Origin of the sequence: Streptomyces sp. CC0208, from assembly GCF_003443735.1 — a bacterium.
Classification (GTDB): domain Bacteria; phylum Actinomycetota; class Actinomycetes; order Streptomycetales; family Streptomycetaceae; genus Streptomyces; species Streptomyces sviceus.
In genome coordinates, this window is record NZ_CP031969.1 from 2,511,895 (window position 1) to 2,525,679 (window position 13,785).

Consider the following 13,785-nt stretch of genomic DNA (forward strand, 5'->3'; position numbering starts at 1 on the left):
GATCCCACCCACCTCACACCACGCGTTCCGTGCCTGTGCGGCACGCCCCTGTCTGCATTCCTTCAGGAGCACCCCTCGTGAATCAGCCTGCCGAAATCCAGCCCAAGGTCAGTCTCGCGCAGTCGTCCCCCACCGTCGGCACGTTCCGGGAGCGGGACGGCGCGCTGGAGTGGAGCGGGCGTCAGGAGACCGTACGTGTCGAGCCCTGGGGCCCGGACGCGGTGCGGGTGCGTGCCCGGCTCGGCGGGCCGATCCTGGAGGGGCTGCCGGGCGCCCTGCTCGGCGAGGCGCCGGCCACCGAGAGCACGGTCAAGATCGTTGACGGCGAAGGGCAGTTGACGGTGGGCGCGCTGACCGTCCAGGTCGACGCCGAGGGGCAGATCCGGTTCCTGCGCACCCAGGACTCCGCCGAACTCCTCGCGGAGGCCCGCGCCCACTTCTGGTGGCCCGGCTCGCGTCTGTACACCGCGGTCGGCAACGGCCACCACCGCCTTGAGCAGCGCTTCGCCGCCTACGACGACGAGAAGCTGTACGGCCTCGGCCAGCACCAGCACGGCAAGCTGGACCAGAAGGGCCTGGTCCTCGACCTGATCCAGCGCAACGCCGAGGTCTCCATCCCGGTCCTCGCCTCCAGCCGCGGCTACACCCTGCTGTGGAACAACCCGGCGATCGGCCGGGTGGAGCTGGCCCGCAACGGCACGCGCTGGGTGGCCGACTCGGCCCGCCAGATCGACTACTGGATCACCGCGGGCACCCCGGCCGACGGCCAGCGCCGGTACAGCGCGGTGACCGGCCGTACGCCGATGCTGCCGGAGTGGGCGGCGGGCTTCTGGCAGTGCAAGCTGCGCTACCGCACCCAGGACGAACTCCTGGCCGTGGCACGGGCGTACAAGCGGCGTGGCCTGCCGATCTCGGCGATCGTCTGCGACTTCTTCCACTGGACGCACCTCGGCGAGTGGAAGTTCGACCCGGCCGAGTGGCCCGACCCGGCGGCGATGGTCCGTGAACTGGAGGAGCTGGGCATCAAGTTGGTGGTGAGCGTCTGGCCGTCGGTGTCGCCGCTCAGCGAGAACCACTCCCTGATGGAGCAGCGCGGCTATTTCATCGGCACCCAGTACGGCCCGATGGCGCACGCCGACTGGCCGGACAAGGGGGTCGCCTCGACCGTCCAGGTCGCCTTCTACGACGCCACGAACCCCGAGGCCCGGGAGTTCATGTGGTCGAAGGTCCGCGACAACTACCTCGCCCCGTACGGCATCACGGCCTTCTGGCTGGACGCCTGCGAGCCGGAGCTCAAGCCGGGCTTCCAGGAGAACCTGCGCTACTGGGCGGGTCCCGGCCTGGAGGTCGGCAACATGTACCCGGCCGAGAACTCCCGCACCTTCCACGAGGGCCTGAGCGCCGAGGGCGAGGAGGTCATCACCCTCAACCGCTCGGCCTGGGCGGGCAGTCAGCGCTACGGCGCCGCCCTGTGGTCCGGTGACATCGGCACCGACTTCCCGACTCTGCGCGACCAGATCGCGGCCGGTCTCAACACCGCGATGTCCGGCATCCCCTGGTGGAACACCGACATCGGCGGCTTCCACGGCGGCGATCCGGACGACCCGGCGTACCGCGAGGTGATGGTCCGCTGGTTCCAGTTCGGTGCGCTGTCCCCGCTGATGCGGCTGCACGGCTTCCGCGACCCGGGCATGCCGCTGGGTCCGGACATGACGGGCGGCCCGAACGAGGTGTGGTCGTACGGCGAGGAAGCCGGCGCGATCATGGAGAAGTACCTGCGGCTGCGCGAGCGGCTGAAGCCGTATGTCCTGAAGGTCATGCGCGAGGCCCACGAGGAGGGCCTGACGCCGATGCGCCCGCTGTTCCTGGAGTTCCCGGAGGACCAGGCGGCGTGGGCGGTCGACGACGCGTACCTCTTCGGTGCGGACCTCCTGGTCGCCCCGGTCCTCACGGCCGGTGCGACGGCCCGGACGGCCTATCTCCCGGCGGGCGCGACCTGGACGGACGCGTGGACCGGCCGGACGTACGAGGGCGGTACGACGGTGACCGTGGACGCGCCGCTGGACCGTATCCCGCTGTTCCTGCGGGACGGGGCCAGGCTTCCGGTGGCGGAGTAGCGACAGTCGGAGCGGCCGGTCCCACGGGGGTGGGCCGGCCGCTTCGTCGTGTGGGGGTCAGCTTCCGCAGACGGAGTGCAGGGCGCGGGCCAGGGCCCGGGTGTGCAGGGCGTCGAGGTGGTCCTCGTGGTGGACCTGGAGGGCGGCCAGCGCCAGCTCGGGGCGGCAGGTGAACGCGCCGCGGTCGTCGGCCGTGGCGGCGAGGGCCTCGACCAGCGCGCTGGTCACCCGGTTGATCTCCTGCCGTACGACACTCAGGTCCGGCTTGGTCGTCGGCGCCTGGTCGGGGTGGTCGGTCCACCGCTGGAACAGGCCGCGCTGGACGGTCTTGTTGGCCTCGATCTGGTCGCGGAAGATCACCCGGATCTCGTCCGGGTCGGCACCGAGCTGCTGGGCCTGGGCGGCGACGTTGTCGAGGACCTGCTGTTCGCGGGCGGGGTCGTCGATGGGGCTGTCGGTGCCCCACTTGGCGGCGGCGACCAGGTCGGCCGTGGCCAGGCGTTCGGCGGCGAGTTCGACGACGGGATGCAGGGCGGAGAGGGAGCGGGCGGCGGAGTGGGGTGCCGCGGGCGGGCCGGAGACCGGAACCGCGACCGCGGTACCCGTCGCGGTGAGAACGACGGCCGCGGTCGCGGTCACGGTGGTCAGGGCGCGCCGGAGGGGGGTGGTGGTACGCATGTCCCCATCAAACCCGACGGACCCCCATGATCAGGTCAACTGCTGCTCACGGTCAGGTTGTTGGTGGTGAAGTTCAGACCACCGGACGAGCTGGTGATCTCGAAGCCGAACTGCACGTCCCCGATGGTCTCGTTGCCGAACCAGCCCTTGGTGTCCTTGATCCACTTCAGGATCGGGAGGACGTTGACCGTGCCCGAGGTCGAGTTCGAGGTGCGCACGAAGGAGAACACCTGGTTCGACCCGTTGGTGCCCTTGTACACGGTCCAGGTGTGGCCGCCGAGCGTCACATTGCCCTGTGAGGTGCCGAGGGGACCGACGGCTCCGGTCTTGTTGACCCAGAGCATGATCTCGTACTTGTAGTTGGTGTCCCAGATGTCGTACGACGTGTTGTACGCACCGGACGACGGGACCGAGACGTTGTAGTTGCTGGAGAGCGAACCCAGCGAGGTGATCGACTTGTTGACCACCTTCTTGGAGTTCGGGTAGGACTTGATGCCGCCGGTGTTGGGGTGGTCGGCCCAGACGCCCCAGTTGGTGCCGGAGTTGGCCCAGATGCACTGGCTGCCGGCGCCGGAGCCCCAGATGTTGTTGTAGAGGGTGTAGCCGTTCAGGCTCGTGTTGCCGTACTGGTCGCAGGTGTTCCAGACGGCGGCGGAGGCGGGGGCGGAGGCGAGTCCGACGGTGGCGCCGACGGCCATCGCCGGGGCCAGTACGGCCATGGTGATCTTGCGCAGGGTGCTTGCCATGGTGTCCCTTCCATGGGTGGGGGGAAATGCGGGGGTGGTTACCACGCCTCCAGACGGATGACGTGGTCTTCTCCGGCGATGAGGTCGAGCGGCTCGGTGCCGGAGGAAGTCCTCAGTTCGACGCGGTGGGTGCGGGTGGGGCGCAGCACCGCGGTCGCTTCGGTGGAGCTCCAGGTGAGGTCGAGTTCGGACCCGAACCTGGTGCGGATGCCCCGTAGTTCACCTCGGGGGCAGCTGGTGGGAACCGCCGGGAGCAGCACCAGCCGGTCCGGCGTGGACTGGACGAGCATCTCGACGAGGACGGCGGGCAGCGTGTGGGCTGCGTCCGCGTTGTAGACGTTCCGGTGCGGGTAGTGCGCGCTCATCAGCGAGGTGTGGAAGAAGTCGCCCCCCAGGACCTGGCCGAGAGCGTGCGCGACCCGTTCTCCGTCGCGCAGCCGGGCCGCGACGAGGGCGTGGTGCAGGTGTCCGTGGGCCGAGTCGTTCTCGGCGCCGCGGAGTTCGAGGGCGCGGTGGGCGGCCCTGGCGAGGTCGGGGGTGTCGTAGGGGGTGATCTCGTCGAGGGGCCAGACGCCGTAGAGGTGACTGAGGTGGCGGTGGTCGTAGGTGTCGTCGAGGCCGGGCCAGGCCCATTCGGCGAGGGCTCCGTCGGCGTTGATCCGGTGCGGTGGGAGCCGGTCGGCGAGGGCCCGCCAGGCTTCCGCCTTCCCGGGGTGGTACGCGGCCGCCGTGAGCAGGGCGTGCCGGGCGGCCGAGAGGTCCATGGCCGCGTTGATCACGCCCCAACTGGCGTTCGCGGGGCGGTTCTCGGGCGAGTAGGAGGGGACGACGACGAGATGGCCGTCGGCGTCGGTGCGGGTGAGGAAGTCCTCGTAGAACAGGGCGACTTCGGCGAGGGCGCGGGCGGTGCGCGGGTCCTGTTCGCCGCGGGTCTCGTCGTGGTCGACGAGGGGCTTGAGCAGCCAGTCGGCGCCGGCCGTCCACAGGTGCAGCGGGTACTCGCGCTCGAAGTGGTACGTCAGCCCGGATTCGCCGTCGGAGTGCGGCGGGGCCACGACACCCCGGGCGCCGAAGATCTCGCGGGCGTTGTCCTGCCAGTCCGGAAGCTGACGATCGATCAGCGAGGCGAGGGCCGCCGTGACTTCGGGGAGTGCGGCGCAGGCGGCCGACGCGGTCTGGAGGTTGACGTTGGCGTCGTTGGTGAAGGCGCCCGACCAGGCCGTGTCCCAGTCGCCGGTCCACAGGCCGGTGAGGCGGGGCGGGAAGAGGCCGGCGGCGGAGAGCAGGTGATAGCGGCCGGCGGCGAAGAGGCGTTCCAGGAGGGCGGGACTGTCGGGCCGCTCCAGCAAATCCGAGCCGGGCAGGGCGCGTTCGGCGGGGTCGGCGCCGAGGTCGAGGGTGACGCGCTCGTAGGCCGCGCGGTGCAGGGCGGTGTGCCTGTCGAGGAGCCGGGCGAACGCGTCGGACGCGGACTCCGCCTCGGTGTCGGACTCGGGGACCAGATCACGCAGGGCCTCGGCGTGCGGTGCGGTGTCCAGTTCGCCGGTGTGGCGTACGACGCGGGTCAGCAGCAGGACCGACTCGGCGCCGGTGACGCGGGCGCCGGGCGGGACGAGCGCGGTGCGGCCGCCCGTGGGGACGACCAGGGTGATGCCGGTGTAGCGGCGGTCGCTGTCGGGGTAGCGGACGCGGAGGGTGAGCAAGGCCCCCTCGGCGGCGCGGACGATGCTCTGGCCGACCATCAGGCCGTGGGGGGCGCCGGGAAGCCGGTGGTCCAGCGAGACGACCAGGTCCGCCGCCCGGACGTGCTGGACGATGACGTCGTCCGCGCGGGAGACGAAGACCTGGCCGCGCCACTCCTCGCACTCGGTGCGCAGGACACCGGTGGTGAAGTCGACGGACCGGCGGTAGCCGGAGGTGGGCGCGCTCGGGCGGCGCAGCCGGATCTGGAAGGCGGGGTGGAAGGGCTGCACCCACTGGAGCGGCCGGCCGTCCGTGAAGCGCTCGGCGGCGTCGAGCTCACCGGCGAGCAACCGGTCCTGGAGTGCGGGGAGTTCGGCGGCCAGGCGGGGCGGGCGGGCGTGTTCGGAGCCGTTGGGACGGACGAGGGTGTGGTGGGTGACGACGACCCGCTCGTCGTCCGGCGCGCCGAACAGGAGGGCGCCGTGGTGGCCGTTGCCGCTGAGGAAGCCGTCCTCCCAGCGGGTGGCGGGCGCGGGTTCCCAGGTGCCGTGGATCACGTTCATGAGCGCAACACCACCACGTCGCGACGCCCGAGCACGACTTCGTCCCGAAAGGTGGTCCCGGTGAGCAGATCGTGGTGCGTGCCCGGTACCGGGACGGTGACCGCGTCCCGGCCGTGGTTGAGGACGAAGAGCAGGTCACCCCGGCGTACCGCCTCGACGAGGTCGGGCAGGCCGTCGAGCACCGGGCGCGCCCCGGCGTCGTACGCGATACGGCCGAGGAGGTCGCGCAGGGCGCCCGGTTCGGGGAGCGTCGAGAGGTACCAGGCGCGGCCCCGGCGGAGGACGGCGGGGAGTCCGTCCAGCTCACCGCCCTTGTAGACGGCCTCCGTCGTGGAGTCGTCGGCCTTCTCGATCTCCTCCGACCACAGCGTGCCCCGGAATCCGTCGCAGTCAGCCGTCTCCCCCTCCTCCAGCGGCCACCACTCGTGCAGGGTGCGGATGCCGAACAGCTCGCGCAGCCGGGCGTCCATGCCGCCGGGACGCACCCGGTCGTCCTGGTCGGCGACGCCGGTGAGGAAGCCGGAGACGAGGGTGCCGCCCTGGCGGACGTAGGCGAGGAGGTTGTCGACGGCCGCGTCGGTGAGGGCGTAGAGCTGGGGGACGACGACCAGCTTGTAGGCGGTGAGGTCGTGGTCGGGGTGGGCGAAGTCGGTGGCGAGGTGGGCCTCCCAGAGGGCGCGGTGCCAGGCCTTGAGCACGTCGGCGTGATCGACCCGGGTGGAGGGGCGACCGTCCTGGGCACCGGCCCACCAGGCGTGCCAGTCATGGAGGACGGCGATGTCGCTGAGGGAGTGACTGCCGGTCACCTCACCCGATATCCGGGCCAGTTCGGCACCGAGCCGCTTGACCTCCTGGTAGGTGCGCCCCTCCTCCCCCGCGTGGCTGACCATCCCCGAGTGGAACTTCTCCGCGCCCTGCCGGGACTGGCGCCACTGGAAGAAGCAGACGGCGTCGGCCCCGCGGGCGACGGACTGGAGGGACCAGAGGCGGTTCAGGCCACGGGGCTTGGGGTGGTTCACGCCCCGCCAGTTGACCGGCCCCGCGGCCTGTTCCATGAGCATCCAGGGGCCCCGCGCCTGCGAGCGGGTCATGTCCTGCACGAGGGCGCCTTGTTGGGCCCCCAGGGGATCGCGCGGGTCGGGATAGAGGTCGACGGAGACGACGTCCTCCTCCTCGGCCCAGCGCCAGGCGTCCTGGCCGACCCACAGCGGCATGAAGTTGCTGGTCACGGGGATGTGCGGGGTGGCCAGGCGCAGGATGTCCCGCTCGGCGAGGCAGCACTCCAGGAGCATGTCGGAGGTGAAGCGCTTGAAGTCCAGCACCTGGGTGGGGTTCTTCATGTAGTGGGCCTGGCGGGGTGTGTGGATCTCCGCCCAGTCGCCGTAGCCCTGGCTCCAGAAGGCGGTGCCCCAGGCGGAGTTGAGGGCGTCGAGGGAGCCGTAGCGATCCCGCAGCCAGGTGCGGAAGCGGGCGGCGGCCTCGTCGCTCCAGTCGTAGGTGCAGTACTCGTTGTTGATGTGCCACAGGGTGAGGGCCGGGTGGCCGCCGTAGCGGGCGGCGAGGTCCTCGGTGATGGCGGCGGCGTACCGGCGGTAGGTGGCGCTGGAGTGCGAGAAGTGCTGGCGCCCGCCCCAGTACTCGGTGCGGCCGTCCTCGGTGACGGGCAGGGTGTCGGGGTGGAGGTGGCCCATCCACGGCGGCGGCGAGGCGGTCGGGGTGGCGAGGACGACTCCGACGCCGTTCTCGTGCATGAGGTCCATCAAGCGGTCCAGCCAGCCGAAGTCCCGCTCTCCCGGCCGGGGTTCGAGCTTCGCCCAGGAGAAGACACCGAGGGTGACGGAGTTGACGCCGGCGGCCTTCATCAGCCGGACGTCCTCGTGCCAGGTCTCCTTGGGCCACTGCTCGGGGTTGTAGTCGCCGCCGTAGAGGATGCGGCCGCGGGTGGCGTCGCCCAGCGACGGCCTCTTCTCGGCGGCCATCAGACGGGCTCCCCGTACTGGATGCCCCGGCCGTTGGTGGCGATGTAGACACGGCCGTACAGCCTCGGGTCGGCGGCGATGGTCGCGCCGATCCAGCCCCACTGGTGCCGGTCGTCGTTGACGCGCACCCAGGTCTTCGCGCCGTCGTCGGAGCGGTACACGCCGGTGACCGCCTCCGTGGCGCCGACCTGGTAGACCGCCGGGTAGTCGGCGCCCTTGGCGGCCTTGCCGAAGGCGAGGGTGTGCGAGGCCCAGCAACTGGTGAGCTTGGTGAAGGTCGCTCCCCCGTCGGTGGACCGGTACAGCCCGTTCGTCTTGGCGCTCAGCCACAGGTCGCCTGAGCGCCCCGGGGCCGCGGCCAGCTGGAACTGACTGTCGCCGGAGGGCAGCCCGCTCGCCCGCCCGCTGAAGGTGCGGCCGCCGTCCGTGCTGGCGAACAGGGTGCCGGTGTCGGTGTCGTACGCGTAGAAGCGCGCCGGGTCGGCCGGGTCGGCGAGCGGGGTGGCGCCCTTGGGGCAGGTGGCGACCTCGGACCAGGTCGCGCCGTTGTCCGTGGAGCGCTGGGCCGGGTACTTGGTGCCGTCCCAGTGCACGAAGGTCCACAGCAGCACGCTGCCGTCCGCGTTGGTGGCGATCGGTCCCGGCGCGTCCTTGGCCGGGGCGGGCTGGGTCGCGAAGGGCGCCCAGGTCTTGCCGCCGTCGTTCGAGAAGGCGCCGTTGCCGTGGTCGCCGAAGCCCGTGCGGACGACGTACGACGGTCTGGCCGCCGCCTGGGCGAGTCCCGTCGCCGACCCGAACACCGGGTTCGAAGCCATTCCCCGCGAAGGCGAGGCGGTCAGCCGCTCGTGGTACATCACCCCGATGTCCCCGAGGCCGCTGAGCAGGTGCGCCTCGCCGGTCGGGGGCGAGATGAGCAGACGTACGGAGGTCTCCTCCAGGCCGCGGATCTGCGGGGCCCAGTGCTTGAGGTCCCGGGTGCCGTAGAGGGTGGCGCCGGTGCCGTAGACGACGTGCTTCGAGTCGTACGGGTCGACGGCGACGGCCTGGATCCACCAGCCGAACTTGGGCTTGTCGGCGCCGAAGGTGAGGAACGGGGTCTCGGAGACGTCGAGGACCGCGGAGTCCTTCAGGGACGTCCAGGTGCGGCCGCCGTTCGTGGTCCGGTACAGGGTGTCCACCGCCGCCCAGCGGTTGTTGGTGGAGACGACCACCGTGCCGGGGCGGCGGGCGTCCACGGAGACCCCGCCGTACCCGAAGGTGTCGGCGGAACCGTCGCTCGTCGTCCCGCCCGGCTTCACGGGCGTGACGTCGGTCCACCTGCCGCTCGCCGTGGCCAGCTTGTGCACGCTGCCGTCGGACTGCCCGTTGGGCCCGGGGGCGTTGGCGTAGGTGACGTACAGCTCGCGGGTGTGGCAGTCGTAGGCGGCCCGGATCGGCACCTTGGCGTTCGTGCCGGAGGGCTGTCCGGCGACGGCTTCCCAGGTGGTTCCGTCGGAGGTGCGGTACAGGTTGGCCGACGTCCCGTCGGAGTCGCCCCAGCCGGCGTACAGCGTGCGTCCGGCGGCGACGAGGAGGGTGACGCCCTGGCCGCCGGCGGTGGGCGCCCCCGGGAAGGTGTTCGCGGTAACCCAGGTGGCGCCCCGGTCGGTGGACTTGAGCAGCCCGTCGTGCCGGGTCCCGAGCCACAGCGTGTCGCTGTCCCGGGGGTCGACGAGCAGCCGCTCCCCGGTTCCCCGCCCGTCCTCGTTCCCGCCGAGCTTCACGGAGAGGTCGGTCCGGGCCCAGGTGGCACCGCGGTTCTCGGAGCGCAGTACGGCGCCGTTGCCGGCCCACGACTGGGCGTAGGTGCCGAGCGCGAGGTAGACCCGGTCGGGGTGGGCGGGGTCGACGGCCATGGCCTCGACACCGAGGAGGTTCCAGTCGTCCCACCCGAGGTCGTCGTTGAGCGGGGTCCAGCGCGCGCTCCGGTCGTCCCACCGGTAGGCCCCGCCGATGTCGGTCCGGGCGTAGGCGAGCCCGCGGACGGAGGGGTGGAAGAGGACGCCGGTGACGAAGCCGGTACCGCCGATGGCGACTTGGCGCCAGCGGTAGGAGGGGGTGGCGGCCGCGGCGGCTCCCGGGAAGGCCGGAACCGCGGTGATCGCAGCGGCGGCCACGGTCCCCGCAAGAACGGCACGCCGACTGATCCTGGACGAAAGCATGACAAACCTCGCTCTGAACTAAGGGGAAGCGAACGCCCCTCAGGGGCGCGGGGAACTGCGCGACAGGCCAGGACGGACCAGCGGCCGCCAAACGATCGGAAACCCCCGTTGACTAGGCGCCGGTCACCCCTTCACCGCACCGGTCAACATGCCCTTCTTGAAGTGCCGCTGGACGAACGGAGAGGCCACCGCCACCGGGATCAACGCCAGCACCATCACGGCCATCTGCAGCCCCAGCGCCGACAACTGGCCGGTACGCACCGCTTGTTGCAGCCCGGTCGGCGCTTCCGTGTTCTTCTGCACGAGCTGAATGAGCACGTTCTGCAGCGGCATCATCGACTGGTCACTCAGATAGATGGACGCGTTGAACCACGCACTCCAGTACCCCACGGCGTAGAACAGCGAGATCACCGCCAGCACTGCCCGCGACAGCGGCATGACGATGGTCAGCAGGATCCGCATGTCACCGGCCCCGTCGATCCGCGCGGACTCGGTGAGTTCCGGCGAGATCCCCATGAAGAAGGCCCGCAGCACCAGGATGTTGAAGACGCTCACCGCGCTCGGCAGGATCAGCGACAGATAGGTGTCGGTGAGCCCCAGCGACTGCACCAGCAGGTAGGTCGGGATGAGCCCGGCCCCGAAGAACATCGTCGCCATCATGGTCATCAGGAAGAATCGGTGCCCCAGGCTCCCCGGCCGCGACAGGCCGTATGCGGCCAGCACCGACACCGCCATCGAGAACAGCGTGCCGACGAGGGTGACCCCGATCGACACCATGATGGCCCGGCTGACCTGCCCTCCGCTGAGCAGTTCCTTGTAGTTGACGAAGGTGATGCCCTGCGGGATTACGACGAGTCCGCCGACCCGGTCGATCACCGGCTTCGGGGAGAGGCTGGTGACGATGACGATCCACAGCGGACCGAGCACACCCAGGCAGCACAGGAGGAGAAGGCCGCCCTTCGCGGTGAGTCCGGCCTTGTTCGGGGCCTCCTCCCACGCGGGCCGTGCGGGCGCCTTGAGGCTGCGGACGAGCGTCGTGTTCAGGCTCACTTCTGGTACACCCCCTGCTCGCCCAGCAGGTGCGCGAACTTGTTCGCGCCCAGGACGAGACACACTCCGATGACTCCCTTGACGAGGCCGACCGCGGCCGCGTAGCTGAAGTCGCCGTTCTGGATACCCATGTTCCACACGTAGGTGTCGAGGACCTCGCTGGCCCCGGCCCCGACGGCGTATCGCTGGAGCAGGAACTGCTCGAAGCCGACACTGAGCGCGTCACCGACCCTGAGGACCAGCAGCAGCGCGATCACCGGGCGCAGCGCGGGCAGCGTCACGTGCCACATCCGGCGCCAGCGCCCGGCGCCGTCCATGGCGGCGGCCTCGTACAGGTCGGTGCTGACCGCGGCCAGCGCGGCGAGGAAGACGATGATCCCCCAGCCGGCGTCCTTCCAGACGGCCTGCGCGGTGACCAGGTACTTGAACAGACCCGCGTTGGTCATCAGGTCGAAGCCGCTCCAGCCGTGGTCCTCCAGGGTCTGGGCGATGATGCCCGCGCCGCCGAAGATCTGCTGGAACACGGTGACGACCAGGACCCACGAGAAGAAGTGCGGCAGATACATGATCGCCTGGGCCACGGCCCGGACCCTCGGCCGGATCACGCTGTTGATGAGCAGCGCGAGGGCGATGGGGACCGGGAAGAACAGCACCAACTGGAGCCCGAACAGCACGATCGTGTTCTTCGCGGCGCTCCAGAACAGCGGGTCGTCGATCATCCGCGAGAACTGCTCCACCCCCACCCAGGGGCTGTGGAAGATCGCGGTGACGCCGTTGCTGGAGATGTACGGGTCGTAGTCCTGGAAGGCGACGACGTTGCCGAGCAGCGGGACGTAGTTGAAGAGCAGGAGCAGGAGGATGACGGGCAACGTCATCAGGATGAGTGTGCGGTCGCGGCGCAGCCGGACCATGAAGGGAACCTTGCTCGCCTTGGCCGCCTTGTGCGGCACCCGCTCCTTCGCCACCGCGGCGGCGACCGCGGCCGTCGGTTCCTCGACGGCCGCGGGGGGACGAGTCCCGTCGGGCCTGCTCCCGGCCGTGAGAGACATCAGTGGCCGCTGCCGTTCTTGTCGATGAGCTCCTTGTACCAGTCGCGCAGCTTGTCGCCGCCGGAGGACTTCCAGGTGGAGATGGCGGCCTGGACGTCGGACAGCTTGCGGTTGCCGCGCACGTAGTCGAGTTCCAGCTGCTCGAACTGGCTGGAGAGGTTCGCGTAGCGGGTCGGCTCCACGATGTTCATGCCGAAGGTGGACGTCTTCTTCATGAAGGCACCCATCCGCTGCTGCCACTCGACCTGCTTGCGTGCGGTCTCGGGGAAGTCGGGGTGGGCGTAGTAGGCGGCCGGCGCGGCCAGCATCACCCAGGCGTTGAGCACCTCGGAGTTGCCGAGGTCGTTCTTGACGGGCACGCCGTTCTTGACGGTGTAGTGGGTGCCCTCGACACCGTAGTCGACGAGCATCCGCTCCTTGGTGCCGTAGGGCGCGGCAGCGAAGTCAGCGGCGGCAAGAGCGTTCTCGATGGTCGCCTTGGAGGCGCCCTTGCGGATCATCGACCAGATGCCGGCGGGCTGTGCCGCCCACAGCTTCGGGTCACCGCCGTCGGCGCCGAAGATGTCCATGCCCTCGATCTCGAAGTCCGGGTTGGAGGCGGCCTGTTCGGCGGTCTTGCCGTACCAGCTGGCGATGTTGTCGTTGTAGACGAGAACCTGCCCGGCGGTGAAGCGCTGACCCTGGTCTCCGGTGCGCGCCTTGTCGTCGGGGTGGACCACTCCCGCGTCGAAGAGCTTGCGGACCCACTCCAGGGCTTCGAGGTACTCGGGCTGCTCGACACGATAGGTCAGCTTGCCGTCGTCGCCGATGTTCCAGCCGACCGTCCCGGAACCGCGGACGCCGAAGATGTTCCACGCGGTCCAGCTCATGTCGGCGCAGGCCCAGACCTTGGCCTTGGCGCTGGTGGCTTCCTTCGCCCAACTGAGGAACTCGTCGGGCGACTTGGGGACCGAGTAGCCCTTCTTGTCAAAGATGTCCTTGCGATAGAAGGGGGTGATGAAGCCGGCGGTGGCCGAGGGCATCGGGATACCGCGCAGCGCGCCGCCGAAGATGCCCATGCGCCAGGCGTCGGAGGGGATCGCGGCCAGGTTCGGGTACTTCTTGACCTTGTCGCCCGCCAGGTAGGGGCCGAGGTCCATGAACTTCGCGGTGACGGCGTTGGCGATCTTGCCCACCAGTTCCCAGCCGGGCACGACCACCATGTCCGGTATGGAGCTGGAGGCGAGGACCGCGCCCAGCTTCTCTCCGTAGGTGTTGCCGTCCTGGTTCTGCCACGTGATCTTGGTGCCCGCGGCCGCGTCGAGCGCCTTGTAGTAGGCGCAGCCGGCCTTCGGCGGGGAGCCCCAGAACGGGGACATGATCTTGAAGGGGGCGCCGGTGCCGAGCTTCTCCGGGACCGAGGCCTTGAGAGCGGCGAGGTCTACCTTGCCGGTGTAGCCGGCGGCCGAGCCGTTCTTCGACGGCAGGTCCGGGTTCGCGACCGTGCTGGCGACGAACGCCGGGAGCAGCTTGTCCGCGGCCTTGCCCGACGTGGTCCCCTCGCGCTCGCCACCGCCCGAATCCCCGCAGGCGGCAAGCAGCGGCATCCCGCCCGCCACCGCGGCGGTGGCGACCGCCGTCGAGGCGAGGAAGCTTCTCCGGCTGGGCCCGGACGGACCGGAGGAGGGGGAAGCGGCGTTCGGCGTCATTGCGTCAACCCTTCATGGCGCACCAGGACAC

General features: G+C 70.3%; 9 protein-coding genes. 1 reads left to right on the forward strand and 8 read right to left on the reverse strand.

Going from position 1 to position 13,785, the window contains the following annotated elements; all coding sequences use genetic code 11:
- Window positions 1-77 precede the first annotated feature (77 nt).
- Complete coding sequence (locus tag D1369_RS11225) at window positions 78-2,117, forward strand: TIM-barrel domain-containing protein (protein ID WP_007385036.1); 2,040 nt, start codon at window positions 78-80, stop codon at window positions 2,115-2,117.
- 57 nt (window positions 2,118-2,174) lie between these two features.
- Here D1369_RS11225 and D1369_RS11230 read toward each other — a convergent pair whose 3' ends face one another.
- From D1369_RS11230 to D1369_RS11265, 8 genes are all read right to left on the reverse strand, one after another.
- The gene (locus D1369_RS11230; RefSeq protein WP_118082436.1) at window positions 2,175-2,795 is read right to left on the reverse strand and encodes a chorismate mutase; all 621 of its coding nucleotides are present in this window, start codon (window positions 2,793-2,795) and stop codon (window positions 2,175-2,177) included.
- A gap of 35 nt (window positions 2,796-2,830) precedes the next feature.
- Window positions 2,831-3,541 carry a hypothetical protein gene (locus D1369_RS11235; protein WP_007385034.1) on the reverse strand — a complete coding sequence of 237 codons (711 nt, stop codon included), beginning with the start codon at window positions 3,539-3,541 and terminating at the stop codon, window positions 2,831-2,833.
- Window positions 3,542-3,579: 38 nt separating this feature from the next.
- On the reverse strand, window positions 3,580-5,787 hold the full coding sequence (locus D1369_RS11240; protein ID WP_007385033.1) for a glycoside hydrolase N-terminal domain-containing protein: 2,208 nt from the start codon (window positions 5,785-5,787) through the stop codon (window positions 3,580-3,582).
- Window positions 5,784-7,766, reverse strand: a complete 1,983-nt coding sequence (locus D1369_RS11245) for a beta-galactosidase (protein ID WP_007385032.1) — start codon at window positions 7,764-7,766, stop codon at window positions 5,784-5,786. The genes D1369_RS11240 and D1369_RS11245 overlap by 4 nt, the downstream gene beginning before the upstream one ends.
- Window positions 7,766-9,967, reverse strand: coding sequence for a 1,4-beta-glucanase (locus tag D1369_RS11250; RefSeq protein WP_037901570.1), 2,202 nt, complete (start codon window positions 9,965-9,967; stop codon window positions 7,766-7,768). The genes D1369_RS11245 and D1369_RS11250 overlap by 1 nt, the downstream gene beginning before the upstream one ends.
- Before the next feature lie 123 nt (window positions 9,968-10,090).
- Complete coding sequence (locus D1369_RS11255) at window positions 10,091-11,017, reverse strand: carbohydrate ABC transporter permease (RefSeq protein ID WP_007385030.1); 927 nt, start codon at window positions 11,015-11,017, stop codon at window positions 10,091-10,093.
- On the reverse strand, window positions 11,014-12,066 hold the full coding sequence (locus D1369_RS11260) for an ABC transporter permease subunit (RefSeq protein ID WP_037901569.1): 1,053 nt from the start codon (window positions 12,064-12,066) through the stop codon (window positions 11,014-11,016). Before D1369_RS11260 ends, D1369_RS11255 begins: the two co-directional genes overlap by 4 nt.
- Window positions 12,066-13,754, reverse strand: coding sequence for an extracellular solute-binding protein (locus D1369_RS11265; RefSeq protein ID WP_007385028.1), 1,689 nt, complete (start codon window positions 13,752-13,754; stop codon window positions 12,066-12,068). The genes D1369_RS11260 and D1369_RS11265 overlap by 1 nt, the downstream gene beginning before the upstream one ends.
- Window positions 13,755-13,785: the final 31 nt, after the last annotated feature.

What these genes read in the sequence shown, in the direction of transcription:
- D1369_RS11250 (WP_037901570.1), bottom strand. Translation starts at nt 9,967, where the DNA reads ATGCTTTCGTCCAGGATCAGTCGGCGTGCCGTTCTTGCGGGGACCGTG.
- D1369_RS11260 (WP_037901569.1), bottom strand. Translation starts at nt 12,066, where the DNA reads ATGTCTCTCACGGCCGGGAGCAGGCCCGACGGGACTCGTCCCCCCGCG.
- D1369_RS11245 (WP_007385032.1), bottom strand. Translation starts at nt 7,766, where the DNA reads ATGGCCGCCGAGAAGAGGCCGTCGCTGGGCGACGCCACCCGCGGCCGC.
- D1369_RS11240 (WP_007385033.1), bottom strand. Translation starts at nt 5,787, where the DNA reads ATGAACGTGATCCACGGCACCTGGGAACCCGCGCCCGCCACCCGCTGG.
- D1369_RS11230 (WP_118082436.1), bottom strand. Translation starts at nt 2,795, where the DNA reads ATGCGTACCACCACCCCCCTCCGGCGCGCCCTGACCACCGTGACCGCG.
- D1369_RS11265 (WP_007385028.1), bottom strand. Translation starts at nt 13,754, where the DNA reads ATGACGCCGAACGCCGCTTCCCCCTCCTCCGGTCCGTCCGGGCCCAGC.
- D1369_RS11235 (WP_007385034.1), bottom strand. Translation starts at nt 3,541, where the DNA reads ATGGCAAGCACCCTGCGCAAGATCACCATGGCCGTACTGGCCCCGGCG.